The organism is Kitasatospora sp. NPDC048722 (assembly GCF_040650235.1).
Taxonomy (GTDB): domain Bacteria; phylum Actinomycetota; class Actinomycetes; order Streptomycetales; family Streptomycetaceae; genus Kitasatospora.
Map to the genome: position 1 here is coordinate 1 of NZ_JBEZGX010000020.1, position 18,467 is coordinate 18,467.

Below are 18,467 nucleotides of genomic sequence, written 5' to 3' on the forward strand. Positions count from 1 at the left end.
TGCGCGTACGCGGCCGCGGTGACGTTGGCCGCTGCGGCGAGCTCTGCCGGGGGAGCGAAACGACGCTCCTCCTTGAGCAGGTTGGCCAGGCTCTCGTTGCTCAACACGCACTCCTCATCGAGTCATGATCTGGGACGATCCCGTGCGTGGGGATTGTCCCGTGTGTCCCAGCGCACAGCTCACCAGGCGAAGCGCCCACTTGACAAGAGGCACCCGGGAATTGGTGTAGACCTTTGACCGAGAGTCGAACGGACGTCGTCGTGGAGGGCCCCCGTCGGCGGACTCCGCCGTGGCCGTCGGGCTGGCTGCCCCGGTGGCCATCGGGACGGCCGGCCGGACTGCCAAGCGGCGGCGCCGCAGAAGTCGCGGAGGTCGCGGAGGTCGGGTCGCAGAAGTCGCGGAGGTCGTGGAGGTCGGGTCGCAGAAGTCGCGGAGGTCGTGGAGGTCGTGGAGGTCGTGGAGGTCGTGGAGGTTGGAGGGGCCCGTGCCCCGGCCCGCCCGGCGGGGACACGGGCCCGGCTCTCAGGCGGCCAGCTGGGGGTCCTCCTCGCTGCCGGCGGTGGACACCCGGTCCGGGATGCCCTTCACTCCTCCGGGCGGGCACACCGCCGGCGCGCCCGGTACCGCGCCGGCGAGCGCCTCGTCGGGCCCCGCTTCGGCCGGACGAGCCTGGACCGGACTGAAGGTGCCGGCCTCGCGGTCGAGCACGTACGCCTGGGCGGTCGCGAAGTCGAAGTACATCCCGACCAGGCGCAGGGTGCCGTCCTCGACCCGCCGCTCCACCGCCGGGTTCGCCATCAGCTGGTCCAGCTGCTGGACGACGTTGGTGATGCAGAGCTGCTCGGCGAGGTCCACCACCGGCCGGTCGGCGAACTCGGCGGGGGCCCGACGGAGCCGGTCGAGCGAGCCGCGGCCGTTGCGCAGCCAGCGGGTCAGCGGGGTCGGTGTGCCCGGGCGCTCGTGGACGCCGTCCAGCAGGGCCTTCATCGCCCCGCAGCCGGAGTGGCCGCAGATCGTGATCGATCGCACCTCCAGCGCCTCGACGGCGTACTGCACCGCGGCCGCGACCGAGTCGTCGGCCGCGCCGGGCTCGAACGGGGCCGGCACGAGGTTCCCGACGTTGCGGACGGTGAAGAGGTCGCCCGGGCCGCTGTTGGTGATCATGCTGGTGACCATCCGGGAGTCCGCGCAGGTCAGGAAGAGCTGGGAGGGCGTCTGCCCCTCCCTGGCCAGCCGGGCGAGCTCGGGCCGGATCAGCGGGGCGGTGTGCTGTTGGAACACCCGGACGCCGTCGAGCAGCCGGCCGTGCGGGTCCTCCTGTTGGTCGATGCAGTGGTGGCCCACCCAGGGCGTCCAGGCCCGGCAGCGGTGCGGACCCGGGGAGCTGCCGGCACGGACCGTCCCGTCGGGGTCGAGCACCTCGTCGTCCTGGCGCCTCGTCACCATGGAGACCCGTCCGCCACCGGCCTGGTGCCCGGAGCGCCAGCTGTGCAGCGTCTCGTACGCGGCGTGGTCCAGGAAGGAGCCGTCGTGGACCACCGTCACGTCGGCATCGGCGGGGATCCCGGCCAGTGCCCGGCTCAGGCGGGGTACGGCGGTGAAGGTGAGCGGGCCGTGCGTCTGGACCGTCACCGAGCCGCCGGGGCCGGCCACCACGTCCACATGGGCGCGGGTGAGCCGGTAGAGCGCGAGCAGGACGGCGGTCGCGGCGCCGAGCGTCACGCCCCACAGCACGCCGAACACCACGACGCCCAGCCCGGTGATGAGGTAGACCGGGAACTCGCGGTGCCGGTGGACCTTGCGGATGTGCGCGAAGCTCATCATCTGCAGTCCGACGACCAGCACCAGCGCGCCCAGTGCGGCCAGCGGGATCCGGCGCAGCCCGCCGGTGAGCGCCACGGCGGCCGCGAGAACCCAGACGCCGTGCAGGACCGATGCCCACCTGGTCTGCCCGCCCGCGCGCACGTTGGCGGTGCTGCGGACCGCGCCCCCGGCGATCGGGAGTCCGCCGACCAGGCCGCTGACGACGTTGGCGACGCCCTGGCCACGCAGTTCGCGGTCGAGGTCGCCGGTGCGGCGGGACATCCGGTCGATCGCGACGGCGGAGAGCAGCGACTCGACGCTCGCGACCGCGGTGACGGTGAGGACGGCGGCGACCACGCCGGCGAGTGGTCCGTGCGGGAGCGCGGGGACGAACGAGTGCGGCTGCCAGGAGGGGAGTTCGATGTGGGCGAGCGGCAGGTTCGTCGCGGTGGCGAGCGCCGTGGCGGCGGCGATGGCGGCCAGCGGTCCGGGCACCTTGGCCAGCTTCGCGCCCAACTCGCCGGCTCGGCCCGGGATTCGGCCGAGCCGAGGCCAGCCGAGCAGGACGGCCACGGTCACCGCGCCGATCAGCACGGCGGGCGGGTGCGGACCAGCCAACTGCCCAGGCAGGGCCAGGATGTTGGCGATCGCGGAGCTCTGCGGGGAGCCGCCGAGCACGACGTGCAGCTGGGCGATCGCGATGGCGAGCCCGACCCCGGCGAGCATGCCGTGCACGATGGCGGGCGAGACGGCGAGCGCCGTCCGCGCCACCCGGCGTGCGCCGAGGAGGAGTTGGAGCAGCCCGGCCGCGAGCGTGATGGCGCAGGTGGCCCGCCAGCCGTACTGGGCGATCAGCCCGGCGGTGATCACGGTCAGCGCGGCCGAGGGTCCGCTGACCTGGAGGGGCGTGCCCCCGAGCAGTCCGACGACGATGCCACCGACGGCGGCCGCGGCGAGGCCCGCGGTGAGCGGGGCTCCGGTGGCGAGCGCGATGCCGAGGGAGAACGGCACGGCGATCAGGAAGACCACCAGGGAGGCCGAGAGGTCCTGCATCCACCGGACGCGGGGGCCGGATCCTGGACCCGGCGGTGCGTGGTCGGTCGTGTCGGAGGCGATGGGGGCGCTGGAGATGTCGAGGGTCATTGTCTTCCCGTCTGTCCGGGGGAACGAACGCAGTCAGGTCCGGCGGCGAATCCGGTCGTGGGGTTCCGGGGCGGATCGGCTGTCGTGGGTCGCGACGGTGTGGCGGGATGGTGCAGGCGCGGCGGGGAGTGCGGGTGTCACCGGCCGGACCTTGACCATCAGGGCCCGCCAGGGGCCTCGGCGAGGAGCGGGAGGCCTCGCAGAGGGCCGTCGGGACGGACCATCAAGACTCGGTAAACCGAGGGTAATGAAAGCTTTGCACGCGGTCACCCGTGACGGAAGGGGAAAAGCCCCTGATTCACCCCATTGGGTGGTGTTCGAACCGCTGTAAATCTGCTGGTGGGCACCCCGGACACGTCGAACGGGCCGTGCCCTCCCCGGGGTGGGGGAGGGCACGGCCCGTTCCGGTGCCGCCCGCCGGCTCGGTCCGGACGGCTCGTCAGGCGGGTGCGCCGGCCGGGGCGGGCCGCCCGCCGTCGTGGACGGACTCGCCGAGTACGAAACCGTGGTCGACCTGGGTCGCGAGGTCGACGCCCACCTTGGCGCTGGCCCAGCTCTCCGCGTTCCGCAGGTGGAAGAGCACGGCCTGGTCGGTGTAGCGGCGTGCGTCGCGGCGCCCGTGGGCGGCGTCGACCTCGGTCAGCAACTGCTCCAGCACGGCCCGGTTGGCCGGCTCCAGGGTCCTCAGCGGCGGCTCGGCGCCCTGCTCCAGGCGTCGCACCCAGTCCGAGTGCCCGAACGTCGTGAGCAGGTCGTCGCCGACCTCGCGGCGCAGGAACGCCAGGTCGTCCGGGCCCTGCACCTTGTTGCCGATCACTCGCAGGTGCACGCCGAAGTCGCGGGCGTAGTCCTTGTACTGGCGGTAGACCGAGACGCCCTTGCGGGTCGGCTCGGCTACCAGGAAGGTCAGGTCGAAGCGGGTGAACAGGCCGGAGGCGAAGGAGTCCGAGCCCGCCGTCATGTCGGTGACGAGGTACTCGTCGCGGCCGTCCACCAGGTGGTTGAGCAGTAGCTCGACCGCGCCGACCTTGGAGTGGTAGCAGGCCACCCCGAGGTCCTCCTCGGTGAAGGCGCCGGTCGCGAGCAGCCGTACCGAGCCCTCGTCCAGGGCGATCGGCCGCGCGCAGGCGGCGTAGACCGGGTTCTCCTCGACGATGCGCAGCAGGCGCGAACCCCGGCCGGGCGGCGTGGTCTTGATCATCTCGTCCGCCGAACCGATCAGCGGGTTGCCGCCGCGCAGGTATTCCTTGATCTCCGGCAGGTGCGCGCCGAGCGAGGGCAGTGCGGCGGCCTGGTCGTCCGTCAGTCCGAGGGCGGGGCCCAGGTGCTGGTTGATGTCGGCGTCGACGGCGATCACCGGCCGGCCCGTGGCGGCCAGGTGGCGGATGAACAGCGCGGACAGCGTCGTCTTGCCGCTGCCGCCCTTTCCGACGAAGGCGATCTTCATCTGGGGACTCCGGCTCTCGCTCGGGGGCTCTCGCTCCGGGGGTTCCGCCCCCGGGCCTCGCCCTGGGAGCTCAACTGGCGCCGGGACGTAACTGGAAATCGTTATCGTCTCCGATAGTGGCCATGCTAGCCGGGGTTTGGGCGTCCCTGCGGACGGGAAGTGAGGATTGCCTCTAACGGGTGATGCGGGGTTGCTGTTCCGGGAGGGGCGGCCGGTTCATTACTCTCGGGTAGGTGAGCACTGGAACAGATCCCCTCGCCCCGCTGGCCCAGCTCCCCGGGGTGCCCGACGCGGTGGCCGAGGTGCGCAAGGCCGTCGACCGCCTCTACGGCCACCGGGTGATGCGCCGCCGCGCGGCCGAGGTCACCTCCGAGTCCGCGCTGCGCGGTGCCCGCGCCTCCGCGGCACTGGCCGGGGCGGACTGGCCGCTGGAGGAGGTCCGGCGCCGCAGTGACTTCGGTGCGGACGACGGCGCCCGTACGGTTGGCGCCGCTCTGCGGATCGCCGCCGAGGCCGGCCAGCTGCTCAGCATCTGGCGGCACTCGCCGCTCCAGGTGCTGGCCCGGCTGCACCTGCTCGCGGTCGGCGACGCCGACCCGTCCGCGGGCCGTCCGCGGCGCGCGGGGGAGGCGGCGGAGGAGCTGTTCCCGCTCGACCTGGAGCCGGTGGAGAGCGTCGAGGCCGTCGTGGTGGACGCCCCGCTGCCGGTGCTGCCGCCCGCGCCCGCGGCCGAGGAGGTCGCCGCGCGCCTCGACCAGCTCTCGCGGCTCCTGGTCGCGCGGGCGGAGGGGCAGGGCGTCGGGACGCCGGCCCTCGTGGTCGCGTCGGTGGTCCACGGGGAACTGCTCGCGCTGCGCCCGTTCGGCGCCCACAACGGGGTGATCGCGCGGGCCGCCCAGCGGATCGTGCTGATCGCCGAGGGGCTCGACCCGAAGTCGATCTGCCCGGCCGAGGTCGGCCTCGCCGAGCTCGGGACGGACGCCTACCGGCGGGCGCTGGCCGGTTACCTGTCCGGGACGCCGGAGGGCATGGGTGCCTGGATCGCGCACTGCGGCCGGGCGTTGCGGCTCGGCGTGCGGGAGAGCACGGCGGTCTGCGAGGCGATGCAGCGCGGAATGGTCTGACTGGGCGGCGAGCCCGCGGGGGTTGTGGGGGTGCCGGGGCCTGGGAGGCCCCGGCACCCCGGACCGCGGTGGCCGCGCGCGGCACCGAACGGCCTTGCCCGGACGCGAAATGCGGCGGCACCTGATCCTGTCGGGTGCCGCCGCTGGTACAAGTGCCGGGTGACCAAGCATGCTCCGGAAGTGCCGATCAGACGGGGATCCTGCCCGTTCGCCTGGTCCGGCGGCCCGACAGCGGGTCGGCTGCATGTGGGTGCTCGGCTACGTGTACACGCGGTCCGTGGGGCCTGAACTGCGTTGTCGGTTTGACCTCTTCGGTCCTGACCGGGTCTCGCGGGCCGTGTTTCCTTTGTATCGCGTTTCGGGTGAAAGGGGAACCCGAAACGGGAAGTCTGCGGCAATTGCCCGTTTTGTCCCAAAGTCGGAGAGTCGGCGACGCCGGATCCGGGCCGGGGCCGGCCCGGATCCGGCCCGGGGCGGCTCCGGAACGGCCCGTCCCGGGCGTCAGGCGGTCGGCCGGCGGCGCCGGGCCAGGTACCAGATCACGCCGGCGGTCAGCACGGCCGTCCCGACCGCCACGGCGGTGAGCACCGAGCCGCTCGGGGCGGAGAACTCCGGGAGCCGCCGCCGCAGTTCCACCGGCTTGTCGAAGACCAGCACCGGCCACTCCCGGGCTGCGGCCTCCTTCCGCAGGGCGCGGTCCGGGTTGACGGCGGACGGGTGGCCGACGGCCTCCAGCAGCGGCAGGTCGGTGGAGGAGTCGCTGTAGGCGTAGGACTGGGTCAGGTCGTAGCCCTCGGTCCCGGCCAACTCCCGGATGGCGGCGGCCTTGTTCTCGGCGTAGGCGTAGTACTCGATCTCGCCGGTGTAGCAGCCGTCCTCGATCTTCAGCCGGGTGGCGATCACGTGGTCCGCGCCGAGCAGGGCGCCGATCGGCTCGACCACCTCGGAGCCCGAGCTGCTGACGATCACCACGTCCCGGCCGGCCGCGTGGTGCTGCTCGATCAGTGAGGCGGCCTCGTCGTAGATGATCGGGTCGATCAGGTTGTGCAGCGTCTCGGCGACGATCTCCCGGACCTGCTGCACGTTCCAGCCCCGGATGAGCGACGAGAGGTACGCGCGCATCTTCTCCATCTGGTCGTGGTCCGCGCCGCCGACGAGGAACACGAACTGGGCGTACGCGCTGCGCAGTACGGCCCGACGGTTGATCAGTCCCCCCTGGTAGAACGGGCGGCTGAAGGCCAGTGCGCTCGACTTGGCGATGATCGTCTTGTCCAGGTCGAAGAAGGCCGCCGTGCGGGTGCCGTCCGGCCGGGGGTGCGCGGGGGCGGGAGCGTCGGCGGGCCCGGTGGTGCCGCCCGCGGAGTCGTCGGCTCGGTCGTCGGCGTTCTCGGTGGTGTCCACGGGAACCGAGGATAGAGGGAGCTGCAAAAACACCCCGCCATTCGGCGTACTCGCGGGCGTGCGGGTTTGTGTTTCTGGCCTCTCGGGTACACCATGGAAGTCACGGATCGTTCGCGACCGTGCTAACCCGGTCCGGCTCCTCCCCCCCGAGTCGGGCTGTGGATAGACGACCCCCGCTCTCCCCCCCGGCGGGGGTCGTCGCACGTCCGGGGCCATTTTCAGGGCTTGAAGGCCCTTCACGGCGAGTGTGCCCGGCCGACCGCCCGCGGTGTACAGGGGGTGTCGGCAGCGGGGCCCGTCCACCACCTTTCGTCACTCTGCGTCGCCGTTTGCTCATGCCTGCCGGTGGCCACTTGCCGCCCCCGTCGCGGCGGTCCGGGATGCCGGACGGCGCCGTGAGAGGAGTCCGGCGATGTCGCGCGGTGAGTGCGACCGGAGTCCCCGGTTCATCTCCGTGATCCCGGTGCGTCAATTCTTGGCTCATTAGCCCCCCGCCCGGGTGAACGCATTTATCCACAGGCGTCGAGTTGTCCACAGGGATTCGGAAGCCCGATGACGGAATCCCGATCAGCCCCCACCGTGAGGTTCGGCGGCGGTCGCCGGGGCCTTCCTCAGGGCCTCTCCCGGGCCCTCCCGGGCGGCCGTCCGCCCCAACCGTCGGACGCGCGCCGTCGGCCGTGGACAGCGGTCGCCAGCGCGGAGGGGAGAGCACCATGTCGACGCCGATCACCGGCCACACCACCGTCGAGGGGCCCGGAGCCGCCGGGCCGCTGGTCCTCACCGAGGACGAGCGCCTCGCCGAGCACCTGGTGCGGCTCTGCGCGGCCGCGGGCACCGAACCGCAGCTGATCCGGGGTGCCCCGCCGCCGCGCGGGCTCTGGGAGAGCTCCTCGCTGGTCCTGGTCGGGGACGACCAGGTGGCCCGGTGCGCGGGGCTGCCCCGGCGCGCCGGGGTCCTGCTGCTGGGGCTGGACCTGGACGACCCGGAGGTGTGGGTCAGAGCCGTCCAACTCGGCGCCGAGCACGTGCTGTTCCTCCCCGACGCCGAGGCCTGGCTGCTCGACCGGATCGCCGACGCGGCCGAGGGCGTCGGGCCCCCGGCGCTCACCGTCGCCGTGCTCGGCGGCCGCGGCGGGGCCGGGGCCTCCACCCTGGCGTGTGCCCTCGCGGTCACCGCGGCGCGGTCCGGCCGGCGGACGATGCTGATCGACGGGGATCCGCTGGGCGGCGGCCTGGACATCCTGCTGGGCGGAGAGACGGCCCGCGGGCTGCGCTGGCCCGATCTGGCCGGCTCCCGCGGCCGGGTCAGCGGGACCGAACTGGCCCGGGCGCTGCCGGCGCTCAAACGGCCGTCCAGACTCTCCTGCCTGTCGTGGGACCGCGGAGACACGCTGGCCGTGCCGCCCGAGGCCATGCGCAGCGTCCTGGCCGCCTCCAGACGGCGCGGCGGGCTCGTCGTCGTCGACGTGGCGCGCCACCTCGACGCGGCGGCGGGGCAGGCGCTTGAGCAGTCGGACCTGGCGCTGCTGGTGGTCCCGGCCGAACTGCGGGCGGTGGCCGCCGCCGACCGGGTCGCGGCGGCGGTCCGGATGCGGCTCGGGGACGTCCGGGCGGTGGTGCGTCCGCTGCGGTCGCGCGGCCTCCCGGCCGGGCGGATCGCCCGCGGGCTGCGGTTGGAGCTCGCGGGAGAGCTGGAGCCGGAGCCCGGGCTGGTCGAGGACGTCGAGAAGGGCGTACCGCCCGGGACGCGGGACAACGGCCCGCTCGCGCGCTTCTGCGCGACCTTCCTGGACGAAGTGCTGCCGCCGGTGCCGGCGGTCGGAGGAGGTGTGTACTGATGGTCCGTCTGCGCAGAACAGGCATCGGGTCCGGCTCGGCCGGCAGCGGTGCTGCCGCCGGTGCCGGAGGGGTGAGCGGCTCGCCCGGCCGGAGCGGCGGTGCGCGGGAGCACCGGCTGCTCCGGAGCGTCCCCCCGCCCGACGGGCCGCCGGAACAGTCCCGTCCGTGCCCCTACGGGCGGACGGCCCGGGAGGAGCGGACGGCGGCGCTGCTGGACGCGGTCCGGCTGCGGCTGGCCGAGTCGGGCGCCGCTCCGACGGACGGCTCCGTCGCCGCCGCGCTGCGGGCCACCCGGCCGCCGCTCGGAGGGGACGAGGTCCTGGACACCGTGCGCTCCCTGCGCGCCGAACTGGTGGGTGCGGGCCCGCTGGACCGGCTGCTGGCGGCGCCCGACGTCACGGACGTCCTGGTGAACGGTCCGGAGGAGGTGTGGGTCGACCGTGGCGGCGGCCTGTACCGCGCCACCGGGGTCCGCTTCGCCGACGCCGAGGCGGTCCGGCGGCTGGCGCACCGACTGGCCACCGCGGCGGGGCGGCGGCTGGACGACGCCCGCCCCTGGGTGGACGCCCGGCTCCCGGACGGGACCAGGCTGCACGCCGTGCTGCCGCCGATCGCGGCCGGCTGCACGCACATCTCGCTGCGGGTCTGTCGGCCCCGGCCGTTCACGCTCGCCGAGCTGGTGGCGGGCGGGACGCTGCCACCCGAGGGCGCCGACCTGCTGGCCGGCATCGTGCGGGCCCGGCTGTCGCTCCTGGTCTCCGGCGGCACGGGGACGGGCAAGACCACGCTCCTCGCGGCCCTGCTCGGCCTCGTCGGCCCGGACGAACGGATCGTGGTCGCCGAGGACTCCGCCGAGCTGCAACCGGCCCATCCGCACGTGGTCCGGCTGCAGAGCAGACCGCCCAACCAGGAGGGGCTCGGCGAGCTCACCCTCCGGGACCTGGTCCGGCAGGCACTGCGGATGCGGCCCGACCGGCTGGTCATCGGAGAGGTGCGCGGGGCCGAGGTGTCGGACCTGCTGGCCGCGCTGAACACCGGCCACGAGGGCGGCTGCGGGACGGTCCACGCCAACACGGCGGCGGACGTGCCGGTGCGGCTGGAGGCGTTGGGCTCGCTCGCCGGGCTCGACCGGCCGTCGCTGCACAGCCAATTGCGCGCCGCGCTCGACCTGGTGGTGCACCTGGTCCGGGAGCCGGGCTCGGGGCGGCGCCGGGTGGCCGAGATCCACACGCTGACGGGGGACCGCGAAGGTCTGGCCGTGACCATCCCGGCGGTGGAGTTCACGGCGGACGGCCGAACGGCCCCGAAGGCGGGCTGGGAGCGACTGCTCGGGCTGCTGGCGGCGCGCGGCGTCACGCTCTCGGCGGGGCCGCCGTGACGGGGCTCGCCGGGGTGAGCACGCGAGCGGTGGAACTCGGGTACGTCCTGCTGCTGAGCGTGCTCTCGGTGGGCGCCCTCGCGCTGCTGGGGGACTGGGGGCGGAAAGGCCGATGACGTCGACGACGTGGATGACGTCGACGACGTGGATGATGACAAGGAGGTTCACGAGGTGATCAATAGTCAGATCTCGCTGTGGTGGGCCGCGGCGCTGTGTGTGCTCGCGCTCGGCGGGTGGTACGTGGTGCAGCAGCAGCCGGGCGGGCGGCGTTCCAGGCTCGTGCTGGCGGGTGCCGGGCCGCCGGTGCCTCCCATGGGGCCGGCGGGTGCACTCGGGCCACCGCAGTGGCTGGTTCCCGAACTGCTGCTCCTCCCCGTGGGATTGGCGGCCGGGTACGTGACGGCCTCGCCGGTACCGGTGCTCGTCGGTGCTCTCGCCGTGGTGCCGCTCCGGAGGTGGCGGCTGCGGCGGGCCGTGGCGGCGGAGGCAAGGCGCCGGGCAGCCGGTGTGGTCGAGCTCTGCGCCGGGCTGGCAGGCGAGTTGCGCAGCGGGTCGACGCCGGAGCAGGCGCTCCACGTGGTGACGGCACGCACCGCGGCCGACCCGGAGGCCCTGCGCAGGTTGGGCGAGGAGCCGGTCGCGCGGCTGGCGGCCGGCCGCTACGGGGGCGACGTTCCCGGCGCGCTGCACCTGCTCGCCGAACTGCCGGGCGGGAGCGGGGCGGCGGCGATCGCGGCCTGTTGGCGGGTCGCGTCGGACGGGGGTGCGGGGCTGGCCGCCGCGCTGGACCGGGTCGCGGAGGCGCTGCGCGGTGAGCAGGCCCTGGCCGAGGAGATCGCCGGTGAACTGGCGGGGCCTCGAACGACGATCGCCGTCCTGGCGGTGTTGCCGGCGGCCGGGCTGCTTCTGGGCACCGCGATGGGAGCGAGGCCGGTGGACGTCCTCCTGCACACGTCTGCCGGGCTCGGCTGCCTCGTGGTGGGGGCCGGGCTGGAAGGACTGGGCGTGGCCTGGACGGCTCGGATCGTGCGGGCGGCGGCCCGGGGCGGCTTGGAGGACCCCGCAGGCCCGGGGATCGGCGCTGTTGCTCCGGGCCCGTGGGCGGCGCGGGCCCCGAAGGTGCCGAGAGTCGTGCGAGCGGCGTCCCGGGCCCTGAAGGCCGCCACGCGCCGCTCCGGGCGAGTGCGTGGCGAGTGGGGAGTCCGGGGCGCCGGGCGGCCGTTGAGCGGCCTGCCACGCCGCCGGGCCCGGCGCAGGCCGGTGAGCAACAGGAGCGCCAGGGCAGAGGCGGTGGCCGGGTGATGTGGGGTGCGGTGGTCCTGATGGCCGCTGTGGCGGCGGGAGTCGTGCCGGCGCGCCGGTGGGTGAGGCGGCGCCGAGCCTCGGCCAGGCTCTTCGGAGGGGTTCCGGTGGCGCGGTCGGCTCCGTTGGCGCGGGAGGCGGGCGGGGCCGGGTTGTTCCGGCGGTCGGCGATGGCGGCGTTGGTGGGCGCTGGAGCGGCTCTGGCGCTGGGTGGTGGCCTCGGGCTGCTGCTCGGGGTGGTGCTGGCGGTAGGCGCCTACCAGGCGCTGGCGCGAGCGCGGTCCCGGGCCGATCGACGGGCCGAGCTGGCGGAGGAGTTGCTCACCCGGCAACTCCCGCTGAGCGCCGAGCTGCTGGCGGCCTGCCTCGGCTCGGCGGCCTCCCCCTCCGCGGCGGTCATGGCGGTCGGGCGGAGCGTGAGCGCTCCGATGGGGCCCCGGCTGGTGGCGATCGGGGCCGAACTGGCCCTGGGCGCACCGCCGGAGCTGTGCTGGAACCGACTGGGCGAGCAGCACCCCTCGCTGGCACCGCTGGCCCGCTGCATGGTCCGCACGAGCCTCGGGGGCTCCCCGGCGGCCGGGCCCCTGGTCGGGCTCGCCCACGCACGGCGGACGGCGGCGGGCAGGGCGGCCCACGCCCGGGTCCGCCGTGCGGGGGTACTGGCCACCGCGCCGCTGGGGCTCTGCTTCCTCCCGGCCTTCGTGCTGATCGGCGTCGTACCGGTCGTCGTGGGGCTGACCAGCCGGTTCGCACTGGCGGTGTGAGGGGTCCCCGGCAGCCCCACCGAATCCACCGAGTCCATCGCACGCATCTCGCACGCGTCGCGTGCATTGCGTGCAACCGAAACCGATGAGGAGAAGACCATGGCTGTTGTGATCGGGCCCAGGCTCGTGAACGCCCTTCCGGCCAGGCCGTTGCCGGGGGTGTGGAGGCGCCGAGGACGCTGGGCCGCGCGCCGGGTCCGGCGGGTGGTCCGGGCCAGGGGCCGCTCGGACGCCGGGATGACCACTGCGGAGTACGCGGTCGGCACGCTGGGCGCGTGTGCGTTCGCGGCCGGGCTCTACAAGGTGGTGACCAGCGCGACCGTCACGGGGGCACTGACCGATTTGCTGGAGCGGGCGCTCCATGCGACGTAGCAGGTGTCGGCGCGGCAGGGCACCCGGTGACGCGGGGTTCGTGACGGCGGAGACGGCGGTGGCCATGCCGGCGTTGGTCCTGCTCGCGGCATTGCTGATCTGGGGCGTGCTCGCCGCGGCGGCCCAGATCCGGTGCGTGGACGCGGCCCGGGTCGGCGCCCGGGCCGCGGCCCGCGGGGAGACCGACGCCGTTGTGGTCGCCCGTGAGGCGGCCCCGCCCGGAGCGCAGGTCGAGGTCGCCCTGGCGGCCGACACCGTGCGGGTCACCGTGGACGCGCCCTGCGGCGCGCCCGGCAGGCTCGGCGGCCTGCTCTCGGTGCGGCTGAGCGCCGTCGCGGTGGCGGCGCGGGAGGACACGCTGGTGGGAGGAGGAACGGCATGGCCGGCCTGACCCGACGGCTGATGCCGGCGGTGGTGGGCGCACGGTCCCGGGTCGCTGCGGCGCGCGGGCGTGGCGGTGCCGCGGACGCCGGCTCGGCGACGGTCTGGCTGGTGGCCTTCGCGATGCTCGGCTGCTCGGTGTTCGCGGCGACGATGGCGGTCGGTGCGGTCGTCGTCGCCCGGCACCGGGCCGAGGCGGCGGCCGATCTCGCGGCCCTCGCGGCGGCGGACCGGCTGTTTCTGGACCCGGACGGCGGGTGCGGTCGGGCGGTCGGGATCGTCGCCGCACAGGGGGCGGGCCTGGTGTCCTGCGTGCTGGACCGGGACGACGACGCCGTCGAAGTGGTGGCCGAGGTGCCCGTCGCGGGGCTGCCGGTGCGGCTTCCGGTCGGTCCGGCGCGAGCGCGGGCCCGCGCCGGACCGGTCCGGGCCGCGGTCACCCCGGTCGAGGAGGGTTCATGAGTCCGTGCCGGTGGGGGCGGGAGCCCCGTCCGCCGCCTCCGGGGCGCCGGCCAGCAGGACGTCCAGGAGCCGGACGGCCGCCGTCTTGTCCAGCGGGTCGTTCCCGTTGCCGCACTTGGGCGACTGCACGCAGGACGGGCAGCCGTGCTCGCACTCGCAGGCGGCGATCGCCTCGCGGGTGGCCGTCAGCCACTGGACGGCCCGCTGGAAGCCGCGTTCGGCGAAGCCGGCTCCGCCCGGGTGGCCGTCGTAGACGAAGACGGTGGGCAGCTCGGTGTCGGGGTGCAGCGGGACGGAGACGCCGCCGATGTCCCAGCGGTCGCAGGTGGCGAACAGCGGCAGCAGTCCGATCGAGGCGTGCTCGGCGGCGTGGGCGGCGCCGGGCAGCCGGTCGAGCGGGATGTCCGCGTCGAGCAGCTGGTCCTCGGTGACGGACCACCAGACCGCCCGGGTGCGCAGTGTGCGGGGCGGCAGGTCGAGCTTGCTCTCGCCCATGATCTCCCCGGTGGAGATCCTCTTCCGGAGGTAGCCGACCACCTGGTTGACGACCTCCACCGAACCGAAGCTGAGCCGGCCCTCGCCCCAGCGGACGGTGGTGTCGGTGTCGAGCACGGAGATGGAGGTGATGTCCCGGGCGGCCGTGGTGTACGGCGGGTCGGCGGCGTCGACCAGGGCGACGGAGTTCTCCAGGTCGAGCTCGCGGACCAGGAAGGTGCGCCCCTGGTGCAGGTGAACGGCGCCGGTGTGGACGGTCGTGTGGGAGGCGGAGGCGTCCACCGTGCCGAGCAGCCGGCCGGTGGCGGCCTCGACGATCTGCACCGGGCTGCCGCCGCTGCCGCGCAGGTCGACGGCGTCGGCCGCGCGTTCGCGGCGGGTCCAGTACCAGGAGCCGTCGCTGCGCCGGCGCAGGAGACCGCGGCGTTCCAGGACGGGCAGCAGCGGTGCGGTGGAGGGGCCGAACAGCTCCAGGTCGGCGTCGGTGAGCGGGAGTTCGGCCGCGGCCGCGCAGAGGTGGGGGGCGAGGACGTGCGGGTTGTCGGGGTCGAGCACGGTGGCCTCGACGGGAGCCGCGAACAGCGCCTCGGGGTGGTGCACCAGGTAGGTGTCCAGCGGGTCGTCCCGGGCGATCAGGACGGCGAGCGCGCCCTGGGCCTCGCGTCCGGCCCGGCCCGCCTGCTGCCACAGCGAGGCCCGGGTGCCGGGGTAGCCGGCCATCAGGACGGCGTCGAGGCCGGAGACGTCGACGCCCAGTTCGAGGGCGGAGGTGGAGGCGAGGCCGAGGAGCTGACCACTGTGCAGGGCACCTTCCAGGGCCCGGCGTTCGTCGGCGAGGTAGCCGCCGCGGTAGGCCGCCACCCGCGCGGCGAGCGGTCGCCCGAGCTGGTCCTGGGCTTGCAGGGCGACGAGTTCGGCGGCTCGGCGGGAGCGGACGAACACGACGGTGCGGGTCTGCTGCTCGACGAGGTCGGTGAGCAGGTAGGCCGCCTCGGCGGTGGCGGTGCGGCGGACGGGTGCACCGTGCTCGCCGATGTTCTCGGTCAGCGGCGGCTCCCAGAGGCCGAAGACCATCGGTCCGCGCGGCGAGGCGTCATCGGTGACGGCGACGGCGGGCAGGCCGGTGAGCCGCCCCGCGGTGGCGGCCGGGTCGGCGGTGGTGGCGGAGGCGAGCAGGAAGGTGGGTGACGAACCGTAGCGGGCGCAGATGCGGCGCAGCCGCCGCAGCACCTGGGCGACGTGCGAGCCGAACACGCCCCGGTAGCTGTGGCACTCGTCGACGACCACGTAGCGCAGCACCTTGAAAAAAGAAGACCAGCGGGCATGGGCGGGCAGGATGCCCCGGTGCAGCATGTCCGGGTTGGTGAGCACGTAGGAGGCGTACTGGCGGACCCACTCGCGCTCCTCGGGCGGAGTGTCGCCGTCGTAGAGGGCGGCCCGGACCCGGGGCGGCGCGAGTTCGGCGGCGCGGCGTCGCTGGTCGGCGGCGAGCGCCTTGGTCGGGGCGAGGTAGAGGGCGGTCGCGCCGCGGCCGTTGCGGGCCTCGGTGCCGTCCAGCAGATCACTCAGGACCGGGGCCAGATAGCCGAGCGACTTGCCCGAGGCGGTGCCTGTGGCGATCACCACAGTCTGGCCGGTTTTGGCCAGGTTCATGGCTTCCGCCTGGTGCGCCCAGGGCTGTTCCACGCCGACGGCGCGCGCGGCGGCCGTGATCTCGGCGCGGATCGAGTCCGGCCAAGGCGCATAACGCGCAGGTCGGGCGGGAAGGTGCTCCGTATGGGTGAGCCGGTCGGACCGCCCCCTGGTGGTGGACAGGGTCGTGAGCAGTGCCTCGGGCAGGCTGTGACGGGGCGGCATGGGGACCCAGTGTGTCACCGGCGTGACGGAGAATCGTCCTAAGCCATCGTGCGGGCATGGTCGCAGGTGGTTGAATGTGGCCGTGACGGCCGTATGGCCGTGGGTCGCAGCGCCGAGGCTTGCCACGCGTTGGCTGGGCGCGCCCGAGGCTCGCGACCATGCGGTGGCGGCCGTCCGGCCGAGGAACGCACATGACGTAGCAAGGCAAGGTGCTGGAGGTTCCGTGGACCTGTCCCTGTCGACCCGTTCAGTCGGCGATCGCACGGTCGTCGAGGTTGGCGGCGAGATCGATGTGTACACCGCCCCGAAGCTGCGGGAGCAGCTGGTCGAGCTCGTCAACGACGGCAAGTACCACCTCGTCGTCGACATGGAGGGTGTGGACTTCCTCGACTCGACCGGTCTGGGCGTACTGGTGGGCGGTCTGAAGCGGGTGCGTGCCCATGAGGGCTCGCTGCGCCTGGTCTGCAACCAGGAGCGCATCCTGAAGATCTTCCGCATCACCGGCCTGACCAAGGTCTTCCCGATCCACACCTCGGTGGACGACGCGGTCAACGCGACCGACTGATGCGGCCGGGCCGGTCCTGGTGGCCGGCCCGCCCGATTCACGCGGTCGGGATGGTCGGGGCTCCTCGCCCCGGTCGTCCCCGGCCGCACCGGGGCCGGTTCGGCCGGCCCGCAGGGGCCGCGGCGTCGGCCCCGGTCGGAGCACCCCGAGGGGGAGAGATGGCAACCGTCGAACTTCGATTCAGCGCGCTTCCCGAGCACGTCCGCACGGCCCGGCTGGTCGCCGCGGCAGTCGCCAGACGGGCCGGCGTCGACGAGTCGGTGCTCGACGAGGTACGGCTCGCGGTCGGTGAGGCGTGCTCCCGCGCGGTCGGGCTGCACCAGCGCGGCGGCATCGGCGGCACCGTCAGGGTCGCGCTGATCGACCAGGAGAAGCGTTTCCTCATCGAGGTCGAGGACGAGGCGGGCCCGCCCGCCGTTCCGGCCTCCGGCGCGGCCGAGGGCGGCGATCCGGACGAGGACACCCTGGGCCTTGCCGTGATCACCGGCCTGGTCGAGGACCTGGAGGTCACCAACGGCACGGACGGTGGCCTGATCCGGATGAGCTGGCCGGTTTCGGTCGACGCCGTCGCGGTCTGAGGACCGGGAGGGCCGGACGATCTCCGGCTTCGCCGCGACTGGACCTGTGAGCCCGTGTGGCCGCAGGGCCGTTACGACGTGCGTCCATTCCTCGGGATCCCGTTGACAAACTGTTGAACCCGGCGGTTCGCTGCTTCCGGCACGACCGGGTCCGACCGGCGATCGACGATCGGACCTGTCGCGGAAGAGGACGAGCATGCGGATACGCATTCTGTGGCCGGCCGGTCAGGCGACCGCCACCCTGCGGGCCACCCCCACCGCCGAGGCGCTCTGGGCCGAGCTGCCGATCGGCTCCTCGGCCAGCACCTGGGGCGAGGAGGTCTACTTCGGGACGCCGGTCAGCGTGCCGCGGGAGGACGACGCCGAACAGGTCGTCGAGCCGGGCACGGTGGCGTTCTGGACGGACGGCGACAGCCTCGCCCTGCCGTACGGGCCGACGCCGATCTCGCGCGGCGACGAGTGCCGACTGGCCAGCCCCTGCAACATCCTCGGCGCGCTGGACGGCGACGCCCAGGTGCTGCGGACGGTCCGGCCGGGCGACCCGATCCGCGTCGAGCGCGCCTGAGTTCGGGCCGGGTTCGGGCCGGGTTCGGGCTGAGAGAGGCCCCGGGCGAGCCCGAGGCAGGCCTTCGTCGGGCCCGAACCCGGCCCGGGCGGCCGGGAACCGGGGGTCGATCGGCGGCGTGTAGGTTCGACGACCGAAGACGACCGAACCGAAAGGCTTCTCCCGGTGAACAAGCGACTGCTGGCCGTACCCGCCCTCGGCGTGCTGCTCGCGTTCGGAGCCGTCGGCTGCGGCGACGACAACAGCAAGCAGCTGGAGTCCTGGGCGTCGAACGTCTGCGGCGCGGCCAAGGACCCGATCGCCCAGGCGCAGAGCGCGCTCGCCGACACCGGCCAGGTGAAGACCGGCGAGGCCCCGGCCGACCTGCAGAAGCGGCTCTCCGCCGACATCGGGCGCCTCGCCAAGACCAACCAGGACATCGCGAAGGCGATCGACGCGGCCGGGGCGCCGAAGGTCGACGACGGCGCCAACCTGCAGAAGGACACCGTCGCCGAGCTGAACAAGGCGGCCGACGGCTACCTGGACGTCCAGAAGAAGCTGGACGCGCTGTCCAGCGCCGACCAGTCCAAGTTCGCGGACGGGCTGCGCAGCGTCGCCGACCAGGTCCAGCAGCTGGCCACGCTGTCCACCCAGGCGCAGGGCAAGCTCCAGCGCGGCGACCTCGGCGCGGCCATGGCCAAGCAGGACGGCTGCAAGCCCTCCGCGGCCACCGCCGCCCCGAGCGCCGGGTCGGCCACCCCCGCCCCGAGCGGCGGTGGCACGGCCCCGGCGACGGCTCCGGGCACCGCCGCACCGACCGACGGGGCGACCGGCGCCCCCTCCGCCGCGCCCGGCGGCACCCCGGCCCCGTCCGCGACGGGCAGCGCCGGCCCGGCGGCCACGCCCGCCACCACGCCGGCCGCCGCCCCGTCCGCGCCCGCGCCCAGCGCGAGCTGACCCGCCGCACGCCCGAGGCACACCCGTCGCGCCCGGCCCGGGCACGGCGGGTGCG

Annotated in this window: 16 protein-coding genes; 12 read left to right on the forward strand and 4 right to left on the reverse strand. The window is 74.4% G+C overall.

What is annotated here, in order from left to right:
* Positions 1–522: 522 nt before the first annotated feature.
* Positions 523–2,856, reverse strand: a complete 2,334-nt coding sequence (locus AB0C76_RS16795) for a SulP family inorganic anion transporter (RefSeq protein WP_359965191.1) — start codon at positions 2,854–2,856, stop codon at positions 523–525.
* A 529-nt stretch (positions 2,857–3,385) separates the two neighbouring features.
* Complete coding sequence (locus AB0C76_RS16800) at positions 3,386–4,393, reverse strand: ATP-binding protein (RefSeq protein WP_359965193.1); 1,008 nt, start codon at positions 4,391–4,393, stop codon at positions 3,386–3,388.
* A gap of 233 nt (positions 4,394–4,626) precedes the next feature.
* Between AB0C76_RS16800 and AB0C76_RS16805 the strand changes: the two genes are divergently transcribed.
* Positions 4,627–5,517 carry an oxidoreductase gene (locus AB0C76_RS16805; RefSeq protein ID WP_359965195.1) on the forward strand — a complete coding sequence of 297 codons (891 nt, stop codon included), beginning with the start codon at positions 4,627–4,629 and terminating at the stop codon, positions 5,515–5,517.
* Between the two features lie 501 nt (positions 5,518–6,018).
* Here AB0C76_RS16805 and AB0C76_RS16810 read toward each other — a convergent pair.
* Positions 6,019–6,918, reverse strand: coding sequence for an HAD-IB family hydrolase (locus tag AB0C76_RS16810; protein ID WP_359965197.1), 900 nt, complete (start codon positions 6,916–6,918; stop codon positions 6,019–6,021).
* A 713-nt stretch (positions 6,919–7,631) separates the two neighbouring features.
* Between AB0C76_RS16810 and ssd the strand changes: the two genes are divergently transcribed.
* The 7 genes from ssd to AB0C76_RS16845 all read left to right on the forward strand — a co-directional run bounded on the left by ssd (position 7,632) and on the right by AB0C76_RS16845 (position 13,416).
* A complete protein-coding gene (gene ssd / locus AB0C76_RS16815) occupies positions 7,632–8,756 on the forward strand; it encodes a septum site-determining protein Ssd (RefSeq protein ID WP_359965198.1) in 1,125 nt (374 codons plus the stop codon).
* Positions 8,756–10,135, forward strand: a complete 1,380-nt coding sequence (locus AB0C76_RS16820; RefSeq protein ID WP_359965200.1) for a TadA family conjugal transfer-associated ATPase — start codon at positions 8,756–8,758, stop codon at positions 10,133–10,135. The genes ssd and AB0C76_RS16820 overlap by 1 nt, the downstream gene beginning before the upstream one ends.
* 171 nt (positions 10,136–10,306) lie before the next feature.
* Positions 10,307–11,437, forward strand: coding sequence for a type II secretion system F family protein (locus tag AB0C76_RS16825; RefSeq protein ID WP_359965202.1), 1,131 nt, complete (start codon positions 10,307–10,309; stop codon positions 11,435–11,437).
* Between the two features lie 182 nt (positions 11,438–11,619).
* On the forward strand, positions 11,620–12,201 hold the full coding sequence (locus AB0C76_RS16830; RefSeq protein WP_359965204.1) for a type II secretion system F family protein: 582 nt from the start codon (positions 11,620–11,622) through the stop codon (positions 12,199–12,201).
* Between the two features lie 99 nt (positions 12,202–12,300).
* Positions 12,301–12,573, forward strand: coding sequence for a DUF4244 domain-containing protein (locus AB0C76_RS16835; RefSeq protein WP_359965206.1), 273 nt, complete (start codon positions 12,301–12,303; stop codon positions 12,571–12,573).
* Complete coding sequence (locus AB0C76_RS16840; RefSeq protein ID WP_359965208.1) at positions 12,563–12,964, forward strand: TadE family type IV pilus minor pilin; 402 nt, start codon at positions 12,563–12,565, stop codon at positions 12,962–12,964. Before AB0C76_RS16835 ends, AB0C76_RS16840 begins: the two co-directional genes overlap by 11 nt.
* On the forward strand, positions 12,952–13,416 hold the full coding sequence (locus AB0C76_RS16845) for an Rv3654c family TadE-like protein (protein WP_359965210.1): 465 nt from the start codon (positions 12,952–12,954) through the stop codon (positions 13,414–13,416). Before AB0C76_RS16840 ends, AB0C76_RS16845 begins: the two co-directional genes overlap by 13 nt.
* Here the strand turns inward: AB0C76_RS16845 and AB0C76_RS16850 are convergent.
* A complete protein-coding gene (locus tag AB0C76_RS16850; RefSeq protein WP_359965212.1) occupies positions 13,411–15,768 on the reverse strand; it encodes a DEAD/DEAH box helicase in 2,358 nt (785 codons plus the stop codon). The genes AB0C76_RS16845 and AB0C76_RS16850 overlap by 6 nt on opposite strands.
* Positions 15,769–15,991: 223 nt before the next feature.
* On the opposite strand from AB0C76_RS16850, the gene bldG reads away from it, so the two are divergent.
* The 4 genes from bldG to AB0C76_RS16870 all read left to right on the forward strand — a co-directional run bounded on the left by bldG (position 15,992) and on the right by AB0C76_RS16870 (position 18,412).
* A complete protein-coding gene (gene bldG, locus AB0C76_RS16855) occupies positions 15,992–16,333 on the forward strand; it encodes an anti-sigma factor antagonist BldG (protein ID WP_049659132.1) in 342 nt (113 codons plus the stop codon).
* A 158-nt stretch (positions 16,334–16,491) separates the two neighbouring features.
* Complete coding sequence (locus AB0C76_RS16860; protein WP_359965214.1) at positions 16,492–16,911, forward strand: ATP-binding protein; 420 nt, start codon at positions 16,492–16,494, stop codon at positions 16,909–16,911.
* Between the two features lie 196 nt (positions 16,912–17,107).
* Positions 17,108–17,476 carry a cyclophilin-like fold protein gene (locus AB0C76_RS16865; RefSeq protein ID WP_359965216.1) on the forward strand — a complete coding sequence of 123 codons (369 nt, stop codon included), beginning with the start codon at positions 17,108–17,110 and terminating at the stop codon, positions 17,474–17,476.
* A 165-nt stretch (positions 17,477–17,641) separates the two neighbouring features.
* A complete protein-coding gene (locus AB0C76_RS16870; RefSeq protein WP_359965218.1) occupies positions 17,642–18,412 on the forward strand; it encodes a hypothetical protein in 771 nt (256 codons plus the stop codon).
* Positions 18,413–18,467: the final 55 nt, after the last annotated feature.